This is a genomic window from Sphingobacterium sp. UBA5996 (assembly GCF_002429765.1).
Lineage (GTDB): Bacteria > Bacteroidota > Bacteroidia > Sphingobacteriales > Sphingobacteriaceae > Sphingobacterium.
This window is the reverse complement of sequence record NZ_DJAS01000004.1, coordinates 57,712-80,483: the sequence shown is the minus strand read 5'-3', so window position 1 is coordinate 80,483 and position 22,772 is coordinate 57,712. Positions and strand designations below refer to the sequence as shown.

The window sequence follows — 22,772 nt, the reverse complement described above, 5'->3', positions numbered from 1 at the left end:
CATGATGGCTATTAGGAATTATTGCTTTATCTTGGATTTTTCCATTGGACCAAAACTATGATTACCTTATCTAAACACATCTTAGTTTCTTTTATCCTTTGCCTGTTATTTTCGCAGTCGAAAGGTCAGTCAGATTCTGCAAATGGATTTTTGAAGATTAAAAATGATATTTTTTGGGACACCCAAGATGGAGGTCCTATATATAGCCAAGGGGGAGGCATTTTTTCTTTCAAAGACCCTGAAGATGGGAAGACTAAATATTTTTGGTATGGAGCAAAATATCAAGAATCGGAAAAATACCGAATTGATCCTAGTGTCACCCCTGAGCGTGATAATTTTGTTTCTGTCACTTGTTATGTGTCTACGGATCTAGTAAACTGGACCTCTCGCGGAGATGTACTGACTCTTGATGAACTTAATAGAAATTATACCCAGACACGTTGGGCAGGACGTTTAGGTGTCGCATACATCAAGGAAATAGACAAGTATGCGCTGCTGATCCAACATAATGATCAATTATTGGTTACCTTATCGGAAAGTCCCAACGGTCCATTTAAATGGCACCGGCGCATCGATATGACTGCTATGATAGGAACAAGCAACACTGGCGATCAAACGGTATTCACCGATGAGGATACTGGAAAGTCATACTTGGTGTATTCTTATGGAAGAGGCAGGAACAAGATTTACATCTCACAGATCGGTATAAAGGACGGTAAAGTTGGACTACTGGATTGTAATATGATCTTCAAAGGTGAGGGAAGAGAGGGGAACTGTATGTTCAAACAGAATGGAAAATACTATTTATTCGCCTCCAACTTATACGGCTGGGATTCCTCTTTTGCTTATTACTTAGTTTCAGATCATATTTACGGTCCATATACGCCAACCAATAAGATGCTGATCATGGAAGGCACAGAGGCAGATTATGCCCATGTCACGCAAACAGGATTTTTTGTTACGCTAAAAGGGACTAAAAAGCAAACAGTGATATATTGTGGTGACAGATGGGCTAATTTTGCGGGCAATGGTTTAGGATATAACCAGTGGTGTCCCCTTTCCTTTGATGGCTCAAAGCCTATTTTTAATTCCTTAAGTTCATGGAGTCTTCATCCAACAACAGGAGAATGGCTGGTGAATGGTGATAATAATTATGTTAAGAACGGGAGTTTCGAGGCCGATAGAAGACATATACCAAGTCCAGTTAAACCTGTTCAGGAACAGTTATTGGGGTGGCAAACCAGTATCATTAAGGGAAATAAAATCGCTGTTAGTGATTCTTTATCTCCCGTGCTTAATTATTGCAATACTACCGAGGATAGAAAGCAGGTAATCGGTGAAAAGAGTCTGCATATTAATGATAAAGTAGATTTTAAACGCAAGGTTTCACAAATTATTCAGTCAAGCCAGGAGGTGAAACTAGCGGATGGAAAATATACTTTATCTGCAAAATTTAAACGCGGGAGCGGATTTGCGGATTTATATATGTATGCCTTAAGTAATGGTAAAGAGTATCAACAAAAACTGAGCAAAGCGGATCAAAATTGGAATGATATTACCTTAGCGAATATATCCGTAAAAAATGGGCGCGTTGAAGTCGGTTTTATTGCCAGAGGAAAGGCGAATGCTTATTGCTATATAGATGATGTAACGCTTATTCGCGCTAAATAACCCACAATGGGATTAAATAATAAGGTCGTTAAATAAGTTTCTCCCAAACAAATAGACTCGTTTTGGCATAATTTTCGTCATGAAAATATAAAAATTAAGTGTATTCTATTGCGGATGTATTTTAAAGTCATTTTATGAACATGATACATAAATACCTGATAATTACATGTCTTTGTCTATCGATAACAGCATGTAAAAAAAATGATTGTTTCACACCCCCCGAGCCCGTAGTGTTTGAGTTTGTAAATGCTGAAGGAAAAAACTTGATTACTACAGGCCAACTTAATAAAAACAACTTTGAGTTTCGCGAAGAACTGGGAGATCGTGAAAACAAACTCGTAGCGTATGATATACAAAGCGATGATCGCGTTATACTTCCTAAAGTTGGCTGGACTGAAGGATTTATAAAGTATAAATTCCTGTCGACGATAAAATCCTTTCCATTTACCGTAAAAACTTCTAAAAATCAGAACTGTGGCGGCACAACAATTGAAGAACTAAAGCTGGATGACGTACACTATCATCAGAAGGATGGATATATTTTAGTCATCCTAGAGCGCGAATAAAGGTTGTCCAACAAAATGTCAGTAAATAAAATTATCGCTATTCATACAGTGACGACATCATTCTGTCCATACGACGGGTCCATTTAAAGCCTCTGCACTTCGTTTCCCTGCAGCTATAATCGGAATAACACCATTTCCATCCGTATCTACCGAGTAAGTCCTCCCATCAACAGGAACAATCTTCATGTAACCCTGATAGGATGGTACGCCGCCGGGAACCCCTATGACTTTTACACCCGTACTTATAGCGACGAATCGACCATCAGGTGAAAAGGCAGGAGATGCTTCCTGACTATTGCTTGCGGTGACCTGATAAAATTCCTTGGTTTTAAGATCAAATACCCAAACATGCTTTTCATAAATCATGGCTATTTTACTTCCTTGTGAATTTGCTGTGATATGGTAGAAATCTTCTGTTGGAAATTCCCTGATAACCTCTCCTTCTGTATAAGGGGCTGGAAATCGAACTAGTGAATTTTTCCACCTGATGATCAGTGAGTTGTCCGGTAACCAGCAAAAAGGGGTATTGCGTGAAATCCTTTCGTTATTAATATTTTCAAGATGCTTTATCAATTTCCCGTCTCGCGAATCGAGAACGACAAAACCCTCTTCAAATGTTGGAGCAATGCAAAATAAGCTTTTATCTGGTGATAAATTTGCGGAAACATAGATGGATCCTCCTTTTATAGGGCGGTAGTAGAACTGATGTATAGGCGTTTGGTTATCGAATCGCCGATAAGTAAACTTAACATGATCCGCTTTGCCATCATTTATACCGCTCTGCATTTCCAAGATGTGGCGGTCAAGCGTCATATCCCAATTGTACCAGGTGGAATTTTTTTTCCAGATAGTTTTCTCCATTGCGGGAAGAGTGATTGACGTGTGCCCATCATAATTTTGAAAGAATAGATTCCCAGAGAGTGCTATACCTCCATCAGGTTGACCAGTATCAGAATCTTTTGAACAGCCTAGCGCAAAGAACAACGCTAAGAAAAAATAGATAGCTCTTGTATTCATTCGTTTTTCTATTAATTTCAACATACCCTAATTTCAGTCAAATAACGCGAGGTGTCAATCCACGAATACTAGGATTTTTGGAGGGCATATTCATCCGGCTGATGTGATTACATAGGTTTACATTGTACGAATAAGCTTGAGTGCCTCTGTTTTCCAGTCATTGCTAATCGGTTCCAGATCGGAATAACAGTTTTCAAAATTATACGTCCATTCACTATTTTCTGGATCTGGCATATAAACGGAGAGATAGCGCTGGTTATCGCCTTCCGTTTTAAAGCTATAGATCATATATTGCTTATCATTTTCTGTTAACTGACCTAAATAATCAATTTGCAAGGGGTATGTATCCCATTCGGATTCTAGGTATTCGTTTACAACAATCTTTCCAATTTCGTTTTGTGCTTTATAACTAGCCGGTACCAAATGTTCGCACTTTTTAGCTTTCAGTCCATTCATCAGTACATACCTTTGCGATAAGTTGGCGTAGATACTGTCCAATAGGCTTTGATGAATTGGAAGGTCCAGGACCAAAAACTCGCAGGCAGTTGTTGCGCGCAGGTAACCTATTGGCTCGTCGGCGAGCAACTGTAGCCTAAATTTCTGGAGCAGATCTTTTTGTTTGTACAACGCCATTATTTTTACATAATCTGCTATGGAATAATAATTGAAACTAGCGGCCAGTTTCTGTTCGGAAGTTAATTGCGATAAGTCCTCAGCGAAATAGTGCATTATATCCGGTAAATAGGTATGTATCATTCTGTAAGCTTGTTGCATTGTACTGTCCGAAGCGATTTTTAAGCAAATATTCAATAAGGTAGGCCGATAGCTGTTTACAGAAAAGAGTGGTATTAATTTTTCCAAATTGTGGGCCACATAGTTTCGCGCAGCGCTCAGAGGCTGCAACAAGCGCCATACATCATAACCGGCATCAGGGCGATACTTGTTTAATGCCTGGACGTACCAACCTAATTGCGTAGAATCTATGTCACATACGGTCGGTAAGATAGCAATTTTGATCAGATCTGTCGTTGTCGGATCTAAGAGTAAGCTTTTTAAAGTCGGTACACTGCGCTCATCATGATTATTTACCAAGCTATAGATTAAAGTCCTCCGTAGGCCATCACTCTGATGATCATCGGTCTTTTTTTTGCCCAGTATTTCGTATATTAACGGAAGATCGTCCTTGGCAAATTTGTAATTGAGTCCCAATATTTTTTTTGCCTGTCGTGAAACCAACGTGTCTGGACTATACAGGTCTGCAAGTAGCATTGCTGCTTTTGAACTGTAGAGATCAAAATTTGTAATGCTGTCCTTATAGCGGACAGATTTGATTGTCTGGTCAAGATCCATTTGTTCAATAGCTTCTTGCGTACCGATCACATCAAGCGCATAGGACATATTGCCCCTTGTCCAAATGATTTTTTTGTGGTAGTTGGCTGTTAGTGAATCCCGATATGTATAGGTTGCAGCAGTGATCCTACCAGAACGTAGTGTATCATAGCGGACTAATTCTTCAGCCTGTTTTTTTGTACTCGCTTGTATTTCTGAATATAGACTATCGTTTCGTTCTAACCGGAAATATTTTGGAAGCTTGCTTACTTCCAGAAGAAAGGCTGTACTCGAATTGCTGTCCGCGGCTGCGTATACCTGAACTTCTCTATCCAGTTGTTCAGTTGTATCGACGTCATTTACTTTGATTAGTGAAGTAGCAGGAAGTTTTAGTTGTACATGATCTAGTGTATAATCTTCCCATGCTGGTCTTTTGAAAGGAATCATCCGAAAAGAGCTGAAAAAAGCGCTATCCATTTCTTTATTTTCCTTGTCCAGATTTTCTTGCATAACCTGATAGATACGGTTGCCACGAATCCAGGTTTGCGCAAAAAGATTTGATTTTTCCAGCTGGGCGCGTAGGGTTGCACCAATGGCATTATCCTTTTTACAAGCCTCAAAAGATGTGATCGTGATGGCCGGATTTTTTGCTACATTTTTGTGAAGTTCCTTTAGTACCAAAGCCCTGTCAGTCATGGTATAGCCAATCGGGTAATCATGGTATTGCACCAAATAATGTGTTTTTCGGATTCTATCCATTGAAAAGTAACTGTATATACCATACTGGAGCTTCTCATCACCCAGCAACTCCTCACCCGTTTGATAAATATACTGAGTCTTCGGAGGCATTTTGATTGCAAAGGCGCCAGTTTCATATATGGATTCCCCGAGGTGAGTATCTTGCGCAATATTCAGGATTGTGAGGCTATTAAAAAAGTGGTCTGATAGGTAGCTGTCCAGTTGGCCATTGCTGGTAAATGCCGATAAAGTATATAAAGTGTTGTTTTTTAACCAAAACTCCCATTTCGTCAGTATATGATCATGGTCGGTAATAATCTGCATACCCTGTATACCATTCTTTTCGAGGAGCTTTTCGGATACAATTTGGTGTTTTATATTTGCCGTTCTTTTTTCATATTCCTGTTTGAGAAACGCTTCCGCAGTCAATCCGTTCAACCCGCCGACAAATACTGCTGATACCATCAGTTCTGTTTGCGTACTCAGATCACCATACATCATGCTGGTTCCACCAAGAATCCTTGTCTTATGGACATAACCCTTTGGAAGAGACACTGCATACCCATACACTGAATCCGTGTGAGCGGCCCATTCCATTGTACTGTAGTCAATTTTATATTTGGCGGCTAGGTTTGTTTTTCTCGTCATTACCGGACGGAGCCTATAGCCTTTGAGCTTTAGCAGGTGAATTAGGCCGATGTCGCTTGGTAGATGCGCGGCGCCCACTACGGCGCAAACTGTACCCTTGTCAAGTTGGGCAATGATATTATTTAGCATGGTGTTATTCCTGCTTTGCATTTCCTCGATATCGATATTGGGTGATATGACCTTCCATAGGCTGTCCAAATTTCCTGCGCTATAGAGCTGCATCAGCAGCTCAAAGTGTTGATAATAATTATTACTGTCTTTTTTATTTTTGAGCTGAACTAAACCTCCACTGTTTCTCAGGTCACGTTGATTAGCCATTGGCTCCAAACCGATAATTTGCTTTCGCTGAGATCGCGCCACTCCATAAAGATAAGCGTCGAGCACCGCCGTAATGTCGTCTGGCTTATCGTGGCTAGGATTCAAGAGGTATTCCGCCATATAAGGGGATGCCATTTGCTGCGAATCAGGCATCACGCCATATTTCTTTTTATAGCGTTGTACAAACTCTTTTTTTTGCACATCGGTAAGTTCGATCTTTTTGCTTGAAGGACGCTTGTTGAGTCGGATATCCCAAATCTCTTTATAAAGTGTGTCGGGGTGTATTTCAAGGGCAAAAGCATCCGTATTGGTGATAGCGACAAATATAGAATCATTATTATTGATGAGGCGCCTGTCTTTTAAATGAACTGATCCGAGTAAATAGGAGGATTTGCTTAGGCCGTTTCCGGTGATTTCCCATAAAAAGCTACTGTACTTTGTTTGCTGGGCACGTAAACTATGTCCAACTAGTACGAGACAGGAAATCAGGAGCAGTGATAGCAGCTGTGCAGATTTTGTAGATCCAATAGATTTACACATGTGATTAAAATAGATAATATTATGGTTTCTAGAAGATGTGGTCAATAGTTGACATACTACTCCTACAGCGATTATCCTTTAGATCAGGTATAGAGCTCGTAATCAGATAACGCCTCCTAAAAATAGATAAATTTCTGCATCTGCACAATAGCATAACGAAGTCAGCTGCCCATTGCTGTCATTCGCCAAATTTGCTAGTCATTAGTCTAAAGCTCTTAGGCTAGGGGCGTATTGTGCCGTATAACCCATGGGTGGATAATGAGACAGCATAATATCAATCTACACGTCGGATTCCATGTCATGAAAAAAGAAAACTACTGATTGCTGCGATCCGGATGCTATTGATACTAATCTAAAAAGGCTTTCTGATCAAAAAAACATAGATTCTGTGAGCAATAATCGACAATATGAACATGTTTTAATCTATGCAATTCCACATGATCATTTCTTACAAAACATGGGTTTAATGTTGAAAAGGGCCTATAATTGACCATTATATAAGGTTTCTAGAATACTTTTGGTCTTGAGCTATTCAGGCAGGACATCTTTAACAGAACTAGAAATAAAAAAATACTCTTACCTTTTTTTACATTCCTATTTCCATTCTTTCGTCTTCTTTTTCTATACATCTATCAAATGGGTGAAAATTTTCTCTTATGTGCTGAATTTGTTATATTTGATAGTATCACTTTTAACAATGCCTAAATATCCGTTTTTAATGAAATATCTTTTTGCAAGTCTATCGGTTTTGTTTTTAAACTTGGCACAAGCTCAAACCTCGATTAAGACAGAACTCTATATCATTGGCACAGTGCATGACTCCTCCGCCATTTTGAGCCCGGGTATGCTATTTGAAATTATAGATAAAATCAGGCCTGATATACTTTTGCAAGAAAATGATAGCGAGCAGATAAAAGATTACGCAAAGGAAATTCGTCTAACATCCAATGAGCAGACTGCTACATTACGATATCTTAAAAAATATCCTGAAACACGCAATTTACCATTCGAGTTCGAGGGTAGAAATCAGTACCGAAAAGATAGGGGTATGGTCCCGGCTGATTACCTTACCGTAAAGCTTATCGATAGCTTGTATCAAGTCGGTAAGTTAAGTGATACCAATAAAGCCATCTATGAGAAATATAAAGAAGCGAATAAAGCGCTACTTAACTTTTCAAAAACAGATATCAAGACATTGAATTCAGTCGCTTTTGAAACTTTAAATAGATATAGACAGACTCTTCAGCATCATGAGATCCCCAAAATAGCTAATTCCGAAGCAATTTTTGAAGAGAAATATATAGTAAAGCCAAACGGTCAAAAGATATCTTACCGAGATGGTTATCAGCTTTGGTGTAATTTTTGGGACCTAAGAAATACCACAATGGCTATTAATATCATCAAACATGCTAATCAGTATAGTGGAAAAAAAATAGTTGTCTTAACCGGAGTTCAGCACAAGTATTATTTAAAAGAACTGCTCGATAAATATCAAGATGGTAGTTATCGTGTTATTGAATACTTTCAATAACACGATAACTATATCATTGAGCCTTACTCTCTAAACCTTTTGTTAATCTTGGAGCTTGTAGGTAATGACTAGAAAGTATCTCACTGAAAAAACAAAAAGGTTAAAAGCTGAACTGTGCAACGTCAATGAAAAATTGGGTATTGCTAGCTATAATATCGTTTTCAAATTTGTGTTGTCCAAACCTTTGTCTTTAAAAAAATCTTTGAGTGGTATTCCATTTATTTTCTTTGTTTTATAAAAAAGGTTCAGTTTCCTATTGAGCTGTTTATCGGGCATATAAATTAACTTGGCTTTTTTAAAATAGTCCAAAAAATTACCGTTTAATATTCCATTGTCCCAATAGAACTCAAAATCTCCAATCCCTTCTACTGCATACCAATCGTTACCTTTATTTAGGCCTGCACTTTTTGTAAAAGGAATGTAAGGTTCATTTATCCAAAATCTATCTATCACTATAGTTCGGCCTTGATTATTTAAATATAAGGTAGTATCTTTTATAATTCCCCCTTTTAGCATATTTAACCTTTCAGTAGAGAGATAACTTTGTTTTGAAAAATTCCTACTCTGCGGATATATTCCCGCTGCATTAATTCTATATGGCTCTATATTGCCTTTACCTATAAAATAGGACTCAGTTAAGGTCTCGTTGTCGACTAGGAAATATTCATTTTTCCGCTTTATTACGATTTTATAATCCGTTCTTTTCAAATTGAGTAATGGCGTCTCTGAAAAAATACCTAAAGGAGCATAGGTTGCATAAAATATATCTTTTGCAGCGGTTCTTAGCAGGCTGTCCGAAGAAATTAATTTTATATCATTATTAACAATGGCTTTCGAGATATTTTTTACCTCAAATTTAGACCTTGTCAGCGGCGTTATTGTAACTAAGATATCAACGGGCAAATTTTTCCCATCGCGCTCAAAGCTTATAAAATTCTGAAATACTTTTTGATTTGAATCATCAGTAATTATGCTTTTTTTAAACAGAAAATTATAAATAGTTAAATTTGGGAAATTGGTACTGTCGGATTCGATTTCTGCATATGTTCTTTTGCACAATAAATGCTCATCCAATGAATCGGTTAGTATGTCTTGATCAAATACAACATATTTGGTTTGAGCAAAGCAGCTACCAATAAGTTGAAAGGCTGATACGGCTAAGAAAGTAAATATGGTTATTATTTTGCACATGATATTTTCTTATTATTTAATAGTCCAAATGGTCAGCAGATAAGGAGTTATTAAAAATACACCTCTCGTTTTATGCTTCACTGACCTTTGTAATTTTCTATTTAAATATAGCTGAATTGAAGCGATATTTCGAATGATAACTTTCAACTCCCCATTTCCGCCATTTACCGAGTTTTCCGGTCTGTTAGTCTAACGCCCATAGACTAGGGGCGTATTGTGTTGTAGTTTTGAATCAACAAATAAGAACAAAAACCATCATGAGCATAGATTGAAAATACTCATGATAGCTTTATTACAAATGAAGAACCAATTATTTAGATGAAAAACTAACACAATAAAATAAAGACATTATGAGAACTCTAGTAAAGACCTTTGCAGCAGCAGCTTTAATCGCAGTATCAACTTTCGCTATGGCAGCTGAAGGACCAGGAGCAAAAGTAACCAAAACAGACGTTAAGCTTTCATCAGCGGACTTCGCTTTAGCGCACTATGTTGCGGTAATGACGGAGGGAGAATCAGCAGGAATAGAGCAATTATTCGCGGAAGATTTCAATCAAAAGATCCAAGCCTCCAATGCACGAAATTATAGCCGTAATGCGGTAGTTAAATTATTGAAAAAGCAAAAAGGCGAGAAGCTGAACTGTACAGTAAAAACCGATATCATCGATGAATCTGCAGACTATATGGTCGCTAAGGTGACTTTAAAATTTGAAAACTTCACCAAGACTGATCTGGTGACTTTGGAGCGTGTTGGTAATGACTGGAAAGTATCTAAATCAATCAATTCGTATAAATAAGTAGGTCGCTTAAAATAAAAATATGTTAGAGAGCTATATCTGAAGATATGGCTTTTTTAATGTTAAAATGGCATGATGTTAATCAGACTCTTTATCTGACCTTTTTCTTACACAGCAGGTTTTAATTTGATCCTCTGGATAAGTAATACATTATAAGTGTCTTTTATATTAAAAACAATAAATATTTAGTTATAATCGCTAAATATTTATTATTATTGCATTAAATATAAAACTTATCAATTATGAAAAAAATGGACAACATCGTTTTTAAAGGATTATTCGTAATCGCCTGGATCATATTTGTTGGATTATCTATCGAAGCAGGAGCCATTATTGTTAATTTGGTTTGCAGTATTTTCAAACCGGAATTTGTTGGAAAACTCTATCAAAAACTTGATCTGTCGGCTATGTACAGGCAAAGCCAAATGTATTTTTACACAATCTATTCTTTTATCCTTGTCATTGCAGTATTGAAAGCATATTTATTTTATCTGGTGGTCGAAATGATGCACAAATTGGATATGAATAAACCTTTCAATAATTTAGTTTCCAAACAAATTACAAAAATCAGTTATTTTACATTTTCAATTGGGCTGTTGAGTTATATTGCACAAGAGACCGTAGGTAGAATTATAAGAAAGGGCTACGAAGTCGGGAGCTTACATCAATTCTGGACCGATAGTCAAGCATTTATTTTAATGGCTGCGGTAATCTATATGATATCTGTTATTTTTAGCAGAGGAATTGAATTGCAAAACGAAAACGATTTAACTGTATAAGATGCCGATAATTGTAAATTTAGATGTCATGATGGCTAAGAGAAAAATGTCATTGAACGAACTATCAGAGAAAGTTGATCTTTCACTTTCAAATCTTTCAATATTAAAAACTGGAAAAGCCAAAGCGATAAGATTTAGCACATTGGAAGCAATCTGTAAAGTGTTAGAATGCCAGCCGGGAGACATCTTGGAATTTGTAGAGGGTTGAGGAATGAAAGAAGGATCCTAAAAAGAAGACTTCTTATAATTAATGACTATATTGAATATTACAACAATAGACGGATAAAACTCCATTTAATGGAATGAGCCCTATAGAATATCGAGAGCAAGCGTAAACCTGTCCAGAGCTGACTTCGTTTAATCCTTTATACATGGAGCAGCGTTTTTTAGAAATTATTCAGTTTATTAAAGAATCTCAATCTAAAGCTATTAAGGCAGTTAATACGGAATTAATGAATTTATATTGGCGTATTGGAAAGTATATTAGCGCGTGGATTGAAATTTCCGAATGGGGACAGTCGGTCGTCAAAGAATTAATTGCTCTTTTTCATTAAACAGCACGAACCTGAATGAAAGGCTTTTCAGATAAGAATCTTTGGCGAATGAAACAGTTTTACGAAACTTATCGCAGCAGTGAAAGACTCTCGGCATTGACGAGAGAATTGAGTTGGACAAATAATGTCCTAATTTTTAGTCGTACCAAGACAATTGAAGCGCGAGCATCTTGGTCAGTTGAATTTTTATCTAGAGGCTCTTGATCGACACGTTAAGCGATCCAATGAAAATGCAAGTATTGGTACTCTATTATGTAAAGATAAAGATAGTGAGGGGGTTGAGTATGCTTTGAGCCGAAGTCTTTCACCAACACTATTAGCGGAATATAAAACACAATTACCAGATAAAAAGCTTACTTCAACAAAAGTTATATGAATTATTTGAACAGGCTGATAATAGTTATATCAGTTTTAGACATTGAAGGACATTCATTCATAAAATACCTTCAGCCGCTCCAGCCTCTTCTTTACCAGCTTAATCTTCATCCGTTCAAAACTCATTATTTCGTAGCTGTTCTGTTTTAAGGATACCCGAAAAGGCTGGTTTAGCCTCGCTGATAAGTGTTGATGTGCTTTCGGTTATTTCTCTGATGGGAAAAAAAAACTAATCCTCAATCCAAGCTCCAACAGAAATTAATAAAGGAAGAGGAAGAACGGTATCTTTATAGTACCTTTTCAAAACGTATGGTTCAAAATTTGACGGTCCTTAGAAGGGACTCTCTACAAACTTTCATGCAGTTGTATCGTCTGAATATTGATACAGCGAAATACATGTCCGACTATGTTATTATCCTGCACATCAAAAAGAGTTATCAAGAATATATCAAACCTTAAGTTAGCCAAACCTGCAGAGTATGGAGAGTACTGCTTTTTTATAAGGCGACTGAACTCATAATTATGGATATTAATGTTAATTTTATATGAAATTAACATCTGTTAGGTTAATTTGCATCAATTAAACATACCGAATTCATGATCGTTGGACTGAAACATATTTCCATATCAATGGACGATTTTCTCCTATTACAAGCCGGAGATCAGTGTGTTTTTAGTATTGTGTTCAATTATTATCAGCCGATTATTTATTTTAAAGTCAGACAACTCTGCAAAAGTGACAGTGATGCGGAGGAGGTCACACAGGAAGTTTTCATTGAATTCTATTTAAAAAGAATGCAGCTTTCCGGTCCGGAAGCCATTTTTCCTTTTCTATTTGCTATTTCAAAGAGAATGGCCATATCTAATTTCCGTAAATCGCTAGTCCGGTCCAACTATCTGCAGTCTCTTCAGCACAGTTGGCCTGAAAGTTTTTCGTTGCAGGATGAGTTGGATGGCAAAGAGCTGCAGGTCATCCTGGAATCCATTATTGAACAATTGCCGCCGCAGCAACAGGCAATTTACCGGCGGAGCAAGTTTGAAGATCAATCTTATCAGGAAATTGCCGATGAAGAAGGGCTCTCCAAAAATACGGTGCGCAATCACCTCAGCCTCGCCTCGAAATTTGTGCGGTTTAAGCTGGACAAAATCCTGTCTATCTTTTTTTTCTGAGCAGCTCGGGTTGGCATCTCTTTTTTTTGCAAGTGCATTAGCCATCCTATAGGCTAAAAAAAATAGATCATCTACTATCCATAAAAAAAATATTTTTCAATTGGTACTTTTTCAAGGTTCGCGCGATTATGTAGTTGAAATCGATCCAAAGGAATGAACCAAATTGAACAATACAGCCAATTAATACGTAAATATCTTGCTGATCAAGCCAGCAAAGAAGAACAGGAATTGCTTGTAGGATTAATGGATGATCCCGTATTTTTTCAGGCTTGGGAGAAAGTCTGGCGGGAGAACTCGTACTCTGCAAAGCCTGCAACATACCCCGATCCACATCGGATGTTGGAAAATATAATGGCTGATCCCCGAATTATAACAGCGGCATCTACTCCCCAAAAGACTAAAGATAGTCATTTTAATTTCAGAAGAAGTTGGTGGCAGGTTGCGGCAGTCTTTCTTGCATTCTTCGGTGCAGCGCTCTGGGGCTACCACAACTATTATGCAGTGGATACGCAGCCAAAAGAGCTGCTGTCTAATGTGTCGATCGTACCGGGGTCTGATAAAGCCATGATCATTCTTGAAAATGGAAAAGAGATCGACCTCAGTTTACTCCGTGCGGATACGGTGCTTGATCAAGGAGAATATTTGATTACCAAAGATAACAAAGGTCAAATCAGTTATCGTCTTAAAGACAACTTATCACCAACAAAGAACATTGTCTACAATACAGTCGTAACCCCTAGAGGGGGAGAATATACGTTAAAGATGGCGGACGGAAGTCTGGTTCAGCTCAATGCAGGCAGTAAGATCACATATCCTGTAAGATTTGATGCGAAGTTTCGGTCGGTGCAGCTCGAGGGTGAAGCCTATTTTGAAGTGGCTAAAATGGATAATAAAGGCAAAAGGGTACCTTTTACTGTGCAAAGTGGAGCACAGACACTCGAGGTGCTTGGAACGCATTTTAACATCAAGAGTTTTGGTGATCGCATCGTTACCACGTTAGTAGAAGGAAAAGTCAAGCTCTCTTATGCCGATGCTGCTTTGAAAGAACAGGTCCTTGCGCCCAATGATCAGGTAGTCTTCAATAAAAGCCGTAAGAGCGTGAAAAAGGAGCAAGTTGATCCGTTCTATAGTCTTGCCTGGAAAAATGGAAATTTTGCTTTTGATAATGCATCCATTCAAACGGTCATGGACGAGGTCGCACGTTGGTATGATGTCGAGGTCAGTTACCAAGATCAGCTGCAAGGACAGCACTTCTCCGGGACAATCTCCCGCTATGAAAATATCGATAAACTATTGAAAACAATTGCTTTCGCCGGTGGCGTACATTTCGAACGTAAAGGAAGGAGGATATATGTGCTAAACTAACGCTGATGAGAAGATAGCATATATAACAATCAGGAGCGCGCCAACGCCCCTGAAAGTTTTGTCTTTTTCTCGACATGGATGAATAGTAAAACCGTTAAATTTTATCTCAACCGAATGCAATTTACTAAAAAAAAATTGATCGGACCGAGGCAATTATGCCAGGTAAGATCCCAGAAAATACCAATTTCTATGAAATTGTCTTTAGCAATTCCACTCCTGTTCGCGGCCAATTTGCAGCTGCACGCCTTTACTTTCGGCCAGACCGTCAATCTGAAGCGGAACAATGTCAAGGTGAGTGCTGTCTTGAAAGAACTGCAGAAGCAAAGTGGATACAATATTTTTTACAACGAATCGCTGATCGCAAAAGACGACCGTATCAGCGTCAGCTTCAACAATATCCCTTTTGAAGAAGCGCTGAAAGATTTATTGAGCCAGCTTCAGTTATCTTATGTCAAAGCGGATAAAAATATTGTCTTAAACAAAAGACCGGATCAGGCAGTTCGTCAAGCGTCCGCTATGGCGGCTCCGCAGCTGTACCCAGTCAAAGGATTTGTCAAAGACGATCAGGGCCGACACTTAGACAATGTTACAATCAGCGAAAAAGGCAAAAAGGAGAAAACGCTCAGTCGTGAGGATGGCAGCTTTCAGATCCAGGTCAGTAGCCATGATGCCATACTTGTATTTACCATGGTCGGCTATCAGCCACTGGAAATGGCGCTCGCACAGCAGTCTACATTGCATGTAACCATGAAACCGGCCATCAATGCAATGGAGGAGGTGGTCGTCGTGGGCTATGGCGTGCAAAAAAAAGCCAATCTGACGGGGGCCGTGTCGCAGGTCAATGGGGATGATATCGCATTGCGTCCAAGTCCAAATATAGCAGGTACGCTCCAGGGGCTTATGCCGGGCTTAAATATCCAGCTCAACAATGGCGATCCATCCAAGACACCAGACATCAATGTGCGGGGATTCAATTCCATTAATGAGGGCGGCCCGCTGGTATTGATCGATGGGATCGAAGGGAATATCACACGGGTTAACCCCAATGATATTGAAAGTGTTTCTGTCCTGAAAGATGCCGCTTCGGCGGCCATTTATGGAGCCCGTGGTGCTTTTGGAGTCATCTTGGTCACCACAAAAAAAGGAAAGGCAGGAACAGTTAAGGTCGATTATGTCAATAATTTTGCCTGGACTACACCCGCCTCCCGTACCGATTATATTTCCGATCCCTATGTCTATGGGAAAACCGTAGATGCCGCACTGTACGGTTATAACGGCAGTTCCTATACACGTTACAATCCAATGGACTGGGAAGCGATCAAAATGGTGGCTGCAGGTGAGATTGCGCCCTTTCATGAGAAGCAGGCGGACGGAACCTATAAATTTTTCTATAAAACCAACTGGTGGGATTACCTATTTAAAAAATATCAACCCTCCAACTTCCATAATATCGCCATTTCAGGCGGCAGTGAAAAGTTGAAAGCTTATCTCTCTGGACGTGTGTTCAAACGGGAAACGATCAACAATATCAATGATGATGCGAATATGGACCGCCAGAATATGAAATCCAATTTGGTATTCACGCCCAATAGCTGGTTGGAAATTTCGAACAATACGCAGTTCATCAACGAAAAGGATAAAGAATATGGTGGCTACAGCAATGGTCTAGGGGGACTTTGGAGTACGACTACCTGGTATTATTTGATGCCTTTTTACCCCAATTTTGTAGACGGTATTCCAACAGATATCGGTGTAGGTACTGGGGGTCAAGGTGCGAATGCAGGACTCGAATCAGCAAAGAACTGGGAGCTGCGCAATAGTGAAGAATTTACCAATACCTTCCGTGTCCTGCTCAAGCCATTGAAAGGCCTTCAGGTAAATTTTGATTATAGCAACCGTATCGAAAACTTTTCACGGAGCACACGCCTTAACCCCTTCAGTTATTATTCTGGCAATAAACTCAATTATGCGACTGCAGGGCTTAACCGTCTGACAGAATACCGCTGGAAAGACAAATATAATGCGATGAACCTGTTTGCGACCTACGAAAAAAATGTGGCGCAAAAACATCAGTTCAAAGTATTGGTAGGCTACAATCAGGAATCCTTTGACCGGGACCGTATTGCCGGGGCCATGGACGACCTGCTGATCGAAGATCTATCTAACCTGGCGCTGGGGACTTCCATGTATAGCCTGAGCGGAACAGCTGAAAATTGGGCTATTCAGGGCGTATTTGGCCGTTTTAATTATGCCTACAATAATAAGTACCTGCTGGAAATAAATTCACGGTATGATGGCTCATCACGGTTTCCAAGCGGGAGCAGATGGGGATTTTTTCCCTCCGTCTCATTAGGCTGGCAGCTGGACCGTGAGCACTTCTGGGAATCGATCAAAGGCAGTATACCCACCTTAAAGCTCAGAGCTTCGTATGGCAAACTCGGCAACCAGACTGTAAGTGTCAATACCTTTAAGGAATTGATGACGGTGCAGCAGTTGGCTTGGCTAAATGGGGGTTCCCGTCTTATCGGGGCCAGTACGCCGGCACCTTTGCCGAACGTTGTCACCTGGGAACGCACCAAAAGCATTGACTTCGGTGTTGATCTTGGGCTGATTCAGAACAAGCTCAATGTTAATTTTGACTGGTATCAGAAGGATGTTGAAGGCATGTATCTTCCGGGCCAACCACTTCCAGCGGTATTTGGAGCTAATGAACCGCGCGAAAACTATGCTGCTTTGCGCAATAAAGGTTTTGAAGTGGGGCTAAGCTACCAGGACAAGTTTGACCTTGCAGGCTCACCCTTCCGTTTCAACATCGCCGTGAATACCACCAATTTTAAAGGGATCATTACGAAATATAATAATCCACAGGGCTTGTTGAGCTCCTATTACGAAGGACAGGTGCTGGGGCAGATCTGGGGATACCATATCGACGGACAGTTTCAGTCCGATGCGGAGGCATTGAGCTACCAGAATAGTTTCCAGGATCCACAATTGTCCCTCTCCAAAGTATATAATGATATTCTGAGTGTATCGCAAAATAGTGAGTGGAATATGTTGCGCGGCGGTGATGTGAAATACGTGGATCTCAATGGTGATGGACGTATCGACAAAGGTGACAATACGCTTGCCAACCATGGTGATATTAAACCCATTGGTAACGCCATGCCGAAATTTCCATTTGGTATCAATATGAGTGCTTCCTGGAATAATTTTGATCTCTCGACAGCCTTTGCTGGTGTGGCCAAGCAGGACTGGTACCCGACCGGGGATTTATACTGGGGATCCTACCAGCGGCCTTATCTTTCCTTTGTACGTAAAGACCTGGTGGATAATGCCTGGACACCGGACAATAAGGGAAACAGGTATCCGCAGATCTATCGGGGATACTCCTCCTTGCAGAGCGGAAGGTCACTGTACGAATTGAACGATTATTATCTGACCAACGTCGGGTTTCTGCGGATGAAAAATTTTACGTTAGGATACACCTTACCGCAGAAATGGACAAGGCGCTATAAAGTGGAAAAACTACGGTTTTATTTCAGCGGCGAGAATCTGTTGACCTGGAACTTTGGCAATCTGACGAAGTATATAGATCCAGAGCAAGCAGGTGCAATGATCAATTATAATTCGCCTGCGAGTGCCAATGATCCTGCAGATTCCTCGGAGCGGGGCCTGCTACGTGACTATCCCATGGGTAAAACCTATTCTTTTGGTTTAATGCTTACGCTTTAATACTTGACAACGCAATGATAATGAAACTTACAACAAACACCTATAAACTACTTGGTCTGTTGATCTTGCTATCACTGGCAGCTTGTCAGAAAGACTATTTGGATCGTCCTTCGGAGGACCAGGTGGAAGCGCCTTATTTTTTCAATACAGCAAAGGATCTGGAGGTAGCCACTAATGATTTTTACACCTTTTTGCCTAATGAATCCTGGTATACAAACGATGGTAGTTCGGACAATATGATCCCCCTTACGGTAGCCGATCGGATCAAGGGCAATCGTACTGTCCCTGTGGGCAGCGGCTCGGGTGGTTGGTCTTGGAGCCAGCTGCGCAAAATTAATTATTTTCTGGCCAACTACCATAAAGTGCCCGACGCTGCAGCACAAAAGAAATACGGCGGCATAGCCCGCTTTTTTAGAGCGCATTTTTATTACGATAAGGTCAAAACTTTCGGTGACGTGCCCTGGTATGGAAAGGTGCTGAGCGCCAAAGATGAAGATCTTTTCAAAGCGAGGGACTCACGGCAGCTGGTGATGGATTCTATTATGGCCGATCTGGACTATGCTATTGAAAATATCCCAGCGGAAAAACAGCTTAATCTGATCACCAAATACACGGCACTGCTGCTGAAAGCGAGGGTAGCACTCTTTGAAGGGACATTTAGAAAATACCATCAGATCGCAGGACATGAAAAGTTCCTGAATGAGGCTGTTAGTGCATCGGCCGAACTGATGAATGCTGGGGCATATACCTTATATAGCCAGGGCGGGGCGGATCAAGCCTATCGGAATCTGTTCGCCCGAAATAATCAAGATCAGGTGGAGACTATCCTTGCCATTGATTTTGAATTGGGTATGCGTGTGCATGGCCTTGGCTATTCCTTCACCTCAGCGACTTCGGGGGCCTATGGTATCGCCAAAGATATGGTCAATAGCTATCTGATGAAGGATGGAAGCCGTTTTACCGATAGATCAGGTTACAAGACTATGGAATTCTATCAGGAAATGCAGAATAGAGATCCAAGGCTTACACAGACAACGGCGGGGCCTGAGTTCCGTGCCAATGGCGAGACAAGCAATGAGCCAGTCAACTTGACCATCACCACGACTGGCTATCGTCTGATTAAGGCCTTGCCTGATAAATTGCAATGGGGTGTATCGGCTTCCTATTTTGATGTCATCTTATTCCGTTATGCGGAGGCATTGCTGATCAATGCCGAAGCAAAAGCGGAACTTGGGACAATCAGCCAAAGCGACCTTGACCTGACAGTCAATAAGCTGCGTAGCCGCGCGGGAATGCCAATGCTATCCCTCGCTGAAGCGAATGCCAATCCTGATCCTTACTTGCTGGCCATGTATCCGAACATCGACGGAGGCGCATTTAAGGGAGTACTTTTGGAAATCAGACGCGAAAGACGTATTGAATTGTTCAACGAAGGACAGCGGTGGGATGACTTAATACGCTGGAAAGCCGGATCCAAACTCAATCAGCCTATTGTTGGGGTCTATTTTCCCGGTGTCGGCGCGTATGATTTTACCGGCGATGGCAAGGCGGATGTGTATGTCCATACCGGCAACACATCGGGGGCACCGGGTACCGTGACCACATTGATCAATATCAATCAGCGGACGCTTTGGGACCCGGTTTCAAATACGCAAAATGCCAATAAAGGGTCATTGGATCCATTTTATCAACGGGGTAAGTTTGATGAAAAACGGGATTACTATGCACCGATCCCCATCGAAGATATCAAGTTAAACCCAAATCTGAAACAAAATCCTGAATGGGAGAAATTATACCGATAACATGAAACAACTTATTTTTATTTCGATCCTCTGTTATCTATTGATCCCCGGATATACCTACAGTCAAAAGCAGGGTCGGCCTGATTATGCAGTTGGCTACTCACTCGATATCCGGAAGATAGCATTGGAAAAGCTAAAGGCCGACAAAGCAGCTGGTATGGATTATATCGAGATTGCTGGGTTAGGAAGTTTTGTCAATGCAGATCTCAGTTTAAACATTCCACAGGATGAATGGTTGCTTAAATGCGATTCGTTGGCCACTGTATTGAAGGAAGCGTCGGTGAAGGTATGGTCTATCCATATGCCCTTTTCCGCCAAAATAGATATCTCTACGTTGGATGAACAGCAGCGGCAGCAGGTGATCCGTATGCATTTGCAGCTGCTGGAAGGTCTTTATCGTCTTCATCCGCAGGTAATTCTGTTTCATCCTTCCTATTACCTCGAGCCCAACAAAAGGGAGGCCCGCAAGGATCAGCTGGTACGTTCTGTCAACGAGTTGTCCACTGCGGTATCGGGGACGGGGCGGCAGCTTGTCATCGAAAATATGCTCGGGCCTTCGCTGACGGTGGGTGAGCGGGAGCGACCCCTACTGCGAACCGTGGAAGAATGTCAGGAACTTTTCGCCCGCTTTCCTCATCAGGTCGGCATTGCCGTGGACATGAACCATATTGCGCATCCCGAGCGGCTGCTCTTGGCTTTTGGTCCACGCGTCAAGACGCTGCACGTCGCGGATGGGAATGGAACGAAGGAAAGTCACTACCTGCCTTGTAATGGTAAAGGGCAGAATGACTGGAATACCATATTGGCCGCACTTGAAAAAATTAAATATAAAGGTGTATTCATGTTTGAGTGTCATTATGAAACCACAGCCCAGCTGATAGCATGTTACCGTCAGCTGCAGCAGAATTATAGCAACACACAAAACAATAAGTACGTTCAAAACATTGATTAATGAAAAAAGCGTTATATATTTTTATGGTTCTATTTTTTGCCCTCAGCATACAGAGCTGTAAAAAAGATAAAATAGAAAGTGAGCAGCGGCTCCTGATCGATCGGGATTATATGGAGGTCGGCAGTAGGGCCGATACCTATCAGTTGGACATCTTGGCGAATGCGGCGGTTACCGTCAGTAGCGACAAAGATTGGATCAAACTGGATAGTACGGTGTATCCCAAAGGGAAAAATAAGATCCGGTTTTCTGTTTCTAAGAATTCGGAAGACGAACGTTCAGCGACATTGTTGCTCAGGCTGAACGATAATCTATCGCAGGAGATCTTGGTCTTGCAAGAATCCGGAAAAGTGCCCGTTTTTTATGTGACTCCTGCGGGTAAGGGGGATGGCAGTTCGTGGAGCAGTGCTACAGATCTCGATCAGGCACTCGAAAAAGCAACGACAGGTAGTACCCTATTCTTGGCCGAGGGAATCTATGTTCCAAGCAAAACCATTCGAAATGGCGATGTGAATGAGGAATCAGACAAAACCATAGAGATTGCAAAGAATGTCAGCCTTATCGGCGGATACGCGGCCAATGCCAAACCTGGAGATCAGCCCAATCCCGCGCTGTATAAAACCATCTTTCAGGGAAAGCTTTCCAGTGGAAAATCGGTATTTCATACAGTCACGGTGACGGCAAGCCTAGATCCTGAAAATCAGGTTATGTTGCAAAATATCAGCATCAAAGGGGGGAATGCCACCGACCGTAGTGCCAGTACAACGATTGACAACGTAAAATTCAGCCGTGGCCAAGGTGGCGGTATGTTGATCGGTATGGCTAAAGTCTTGCTCAAAAATGTGGATGTGGTTGACAATAAAGCGACTGCAGATAAGGGGACTGCTGGTTTTGCTGCTGGCATATATGCGTTTTCAGGGGCCCAGCTCAGGTTAGAAAACTGCCGTATCAACAATAATAGCAACAGTGGAAATAACGGCGGCGGACTATGGATCGCTGACGGGTCACTGATTGCCTACGATAGTCAGTTTAATCATAATAGTGCCAAAGGCACCGCAGGGGGCTTACATGCCTATCCAAATGCGGCGATTACACTCTATAATTGTGAGGTGATCGGAAATTCAAATACATCCTATGGAGCAGGTGTTTATCTGCGTGAAAAATCAAAAGGTGTATTCGTTAATTGCCTGCTGGCTGATAATTCGAGCACATCAGCCAACGGCGGCGGCGGACTAATGCTGTATGATAACTGTCAGGCAGATGTGATCAGTACAACCATTACCAAGAATGCCGTTGTTGGTCCCGGCGGTGGTGTCTATCGCCGCAGCAATGTCAACAACCTGACTTTGATCAATTCAATCGTATCGGGCAATATCCAGGCGGGAAGCTCATCTGATGTTGATGCTTATTCAGATAACATCGCTGTCGTTCCATTAATCCAGCACACTGTTGTTACGAAAGCGGTGTATGGCGCTGATGGAAGCATTGATCCAAAAGTAAGTTTTGAACCTTCGACTATGCTGAATGCAGATTATCTACCTATCGGTGCCGGAAATCCCTCCATGAGTAACGGCTTAAGCTCTTCCGGATTACTGGAGCTTGCCAAGAAATACAAGCCGGCATTGGACGACAATCGTATACAAAAAGATATTAATAATAATCCACGCTCGTCCAACTGGATGGGTGCAAAAGTGAAATAA

Annotated in this window: 16 protein-coding genes and 1 pseudogene; 14 read left to right on the top strand and 3 right to left on the bottom strand. The window is 40.9% G+C overall.

What is annotated here, in order from left to right; genetic code table 11:
* The first annotated feature begins 57 nt into the window (after window positions 1-57).
* Together B3E00_RS03365 and B3E00_RS03360 are read left to right on the top strand one after the other, a co-directional pair.
* A complete protein-coding gene (locus B3E00_RS03365) occupies window positions 58-1,671 on the top strand; it encodes a family 43 glycosylhydrolase (protein WP_293936933.1) in 1,614 nt (537 codons plus the stop codon).
* Window positions 1,672-1,934: 263 nt separating this feature from the next.
* Entirely contained in the window at window positions 1,935-2,237 is a 303-nt protein-coding gene (locus B3E00_RS03360; protein ID WP_293936930.1) for a hypothetical protein, read from the top strand.
* A gap of 57 nt (window positions 2,238-2,294) precedes the next feature.
* On the opposite strand, the gene B3E00_RS03355 is transcribed toward B3E00_RS03360, so the two are convergent.
* Window positions 2,295-3,254, bottom strand: a complete 960-nt coding sequence (locus tag B3E00_RS03355) for a hypothetical protein (protein ID WP_293884707.1) — start codon at window positions 3,252-3,254, stop codon at window positions 2,295-2,297.
* 117 nt (window positions 3,255-3,371) lie between these two features.
* A complete protein-coding gene (locus B3E00_RS03350) occupies window positions 3,372-6,827 on the bottom strand; it encodes a TraB/GumN family protein (RefSeq protein ID WP_293936928.1) in 3,456 nt (1,151 codons plus the stop codon).
* 718 nt (window positions 6,828-7,545) lie between these two features.
* Between B3E00_RS03350 and B3E00_RS03345 the strand changes: the two genes are divergently transcribed.
* Window positions 7,546-8,358: a hypothetical protein gene (locus B3E00_RS03345; protein ID WP_293936926.1), complete on the top strand. Its 813-nt coding sequence runs from the start codon at window positions 7,546-7,548 to the stop codon at window positions 8,356-8,358.
* A gap of 147 nt (window positions 8,359-8,505) precedes the next feature.
* On the opposite strand, the gene B3E00_RS03340 is transcribed toward B3E00_RS03345, so the two are convergent.
* Entirely contained in the window at window positions 8,506-9,549 is a 1,044-nt protein-coding gene (locus B3E00_RS03340) for a hypothetical protein (protein ID WP_293936925.1), read from the bottom strand.
* Window positions 9,550-9,899: 350 nt separating this feature from the next.
* Between B3E00_RS03340 and B3E00_RS03335 the strand changes: the two genes are divergently transcribed.
* The 11 genes and pseudogenes from B3E00_RS03335 (at window position 9,900) to B3E00_RS03290 (ending at window position 22,772) form a co-directional block, all read left to right on the top strand.
* Window positions 9,900-10,346 carry a nuclear transport factor 2 family protein gene (locus B3E00_RS03335; protein ID WP_293884711.1) on the top strand — a complete coding sequence of 149 codons (447 nt, stop codon included), beginning with the start codon at window positions 9,900-9,902 and terminating at the stop codon, window positions 10,344-10,346.
* Between the two features lie 242 nt (window positions 10,347-10,588).
* Entirely contained in the window at window positions 10,589-11,125 is a 537-nt protein-coding gene (locus tag B3E00_RS03330) for a DUF2975 domain-containing protein (protein WP_293936924.1), read from the top strand.
* Window position 11,126: 1 nt separating this feature from the next.
* Window positions 11,127-11,333, top strand: coding sequence for a helix-turn-helix domain-containing protein (locus B3E00_RS03325; RefSeq protein ID WP_223580226.1), 207 nt, complete (start codon window positions 11,127-11,129; stop codon window positions 11,331-11,333).
* A 163-nt stretch (window positions 11,334-11,496) separates the two neighbouring features.
* Window positions 11,497-11,883: pseudogene (locus B3E00_RS03320) on the top strand (DUF1016 N-terminal domain-containing protein).
* Window positions 11,834-12,055 carry a PDDEXK nuclease domain-containing protein gene (locus B3E00_RS22215; protein ID WP_414711836.1) on the top strand — a complete coding sequence of 74 codons (222 nt, stop codon included), beginning with the start codon at window positions 11,834-11,836 and terminating at the stop codon, window positions 12,053-12,055. Before B3E00_RS03320 ends, B3E00_RS22215 begins: the two are co-directional and overlap by 50 nt.
* A 596-nt stretch (window positions 12,056-12,651) precedes the next feature.
* Window positions 12,652-13,224, top strand: coding sequence for an RNA polymerase sigma factor (locus tag B3E00_RS03315; protein WP_293884715.1), 573 nt, complete (start codon window positions 12,652-12,654; stop codon window positions 13,222-13,224).
* Window positions 13,225-13,377: 153 nt separating this feature from the next.
* The gene (locus B3E00_RS03310) at window positions 13,378-14,589 is read left to right on the top strand and encodes a FecR family protein (protein WP_293884716.1); all 1,212 of its coding nucleotides are present in this window, start codon (window positions 13,378-13,380) and stop codon (window positions 14,587-14,589) included.
* Between the two features lie 189 nt (window positions 14,590-14,778).
* Entirely contained in the window at window positions 14,779-18,321 is a 3,543-nt protein-coding gene (locus tag B3E00_RS03305; protein WP_293936922.1) for a TonB-dependent receptor, read from the top strand.
* Window positions 18,322-18,341: 20 nt separating this feature from the next.
* Complete coding sequence (locus tag B3E00_RS03300; RefSeq protein WP_293936920.1) at window positions 18,342-20,123, top strand: RagB/SusD family nutrient uptake outer membrane protein; 1,782 nt, start codon at window positions 18,342-18,344, stop codon at window positions 20,121-20,123.
* A 1-nt stretch (window position 20,124) separates the two neighbouring features.
* Window positions 20,125-21,075 carry a sugar phosphate isomerase/epimerase family protein gene (locus B3E00_RS03295; protein WP_293936918.1) on the top strand — a complete coding sequence of 317 codons (951 nt, stop codon included), beginning with the start codon at window positions 20,125-20,127 and terminating at the stop codon, window positions 21,073-21,075.
* A complete protein-coding gene (locus B3E00_RS03290) occupies window positions 21,075-22,772 on the top strand; it encodes a right-handed parallel beta-helix repeat-containing protein (protein ID WP_293936915.1) in 1,698 nt (565 codons plus the stop codon). Before B3E00_RS03295 ends, B3E00_RS03290 begins: the two co-directional genes overlap by 1 nt.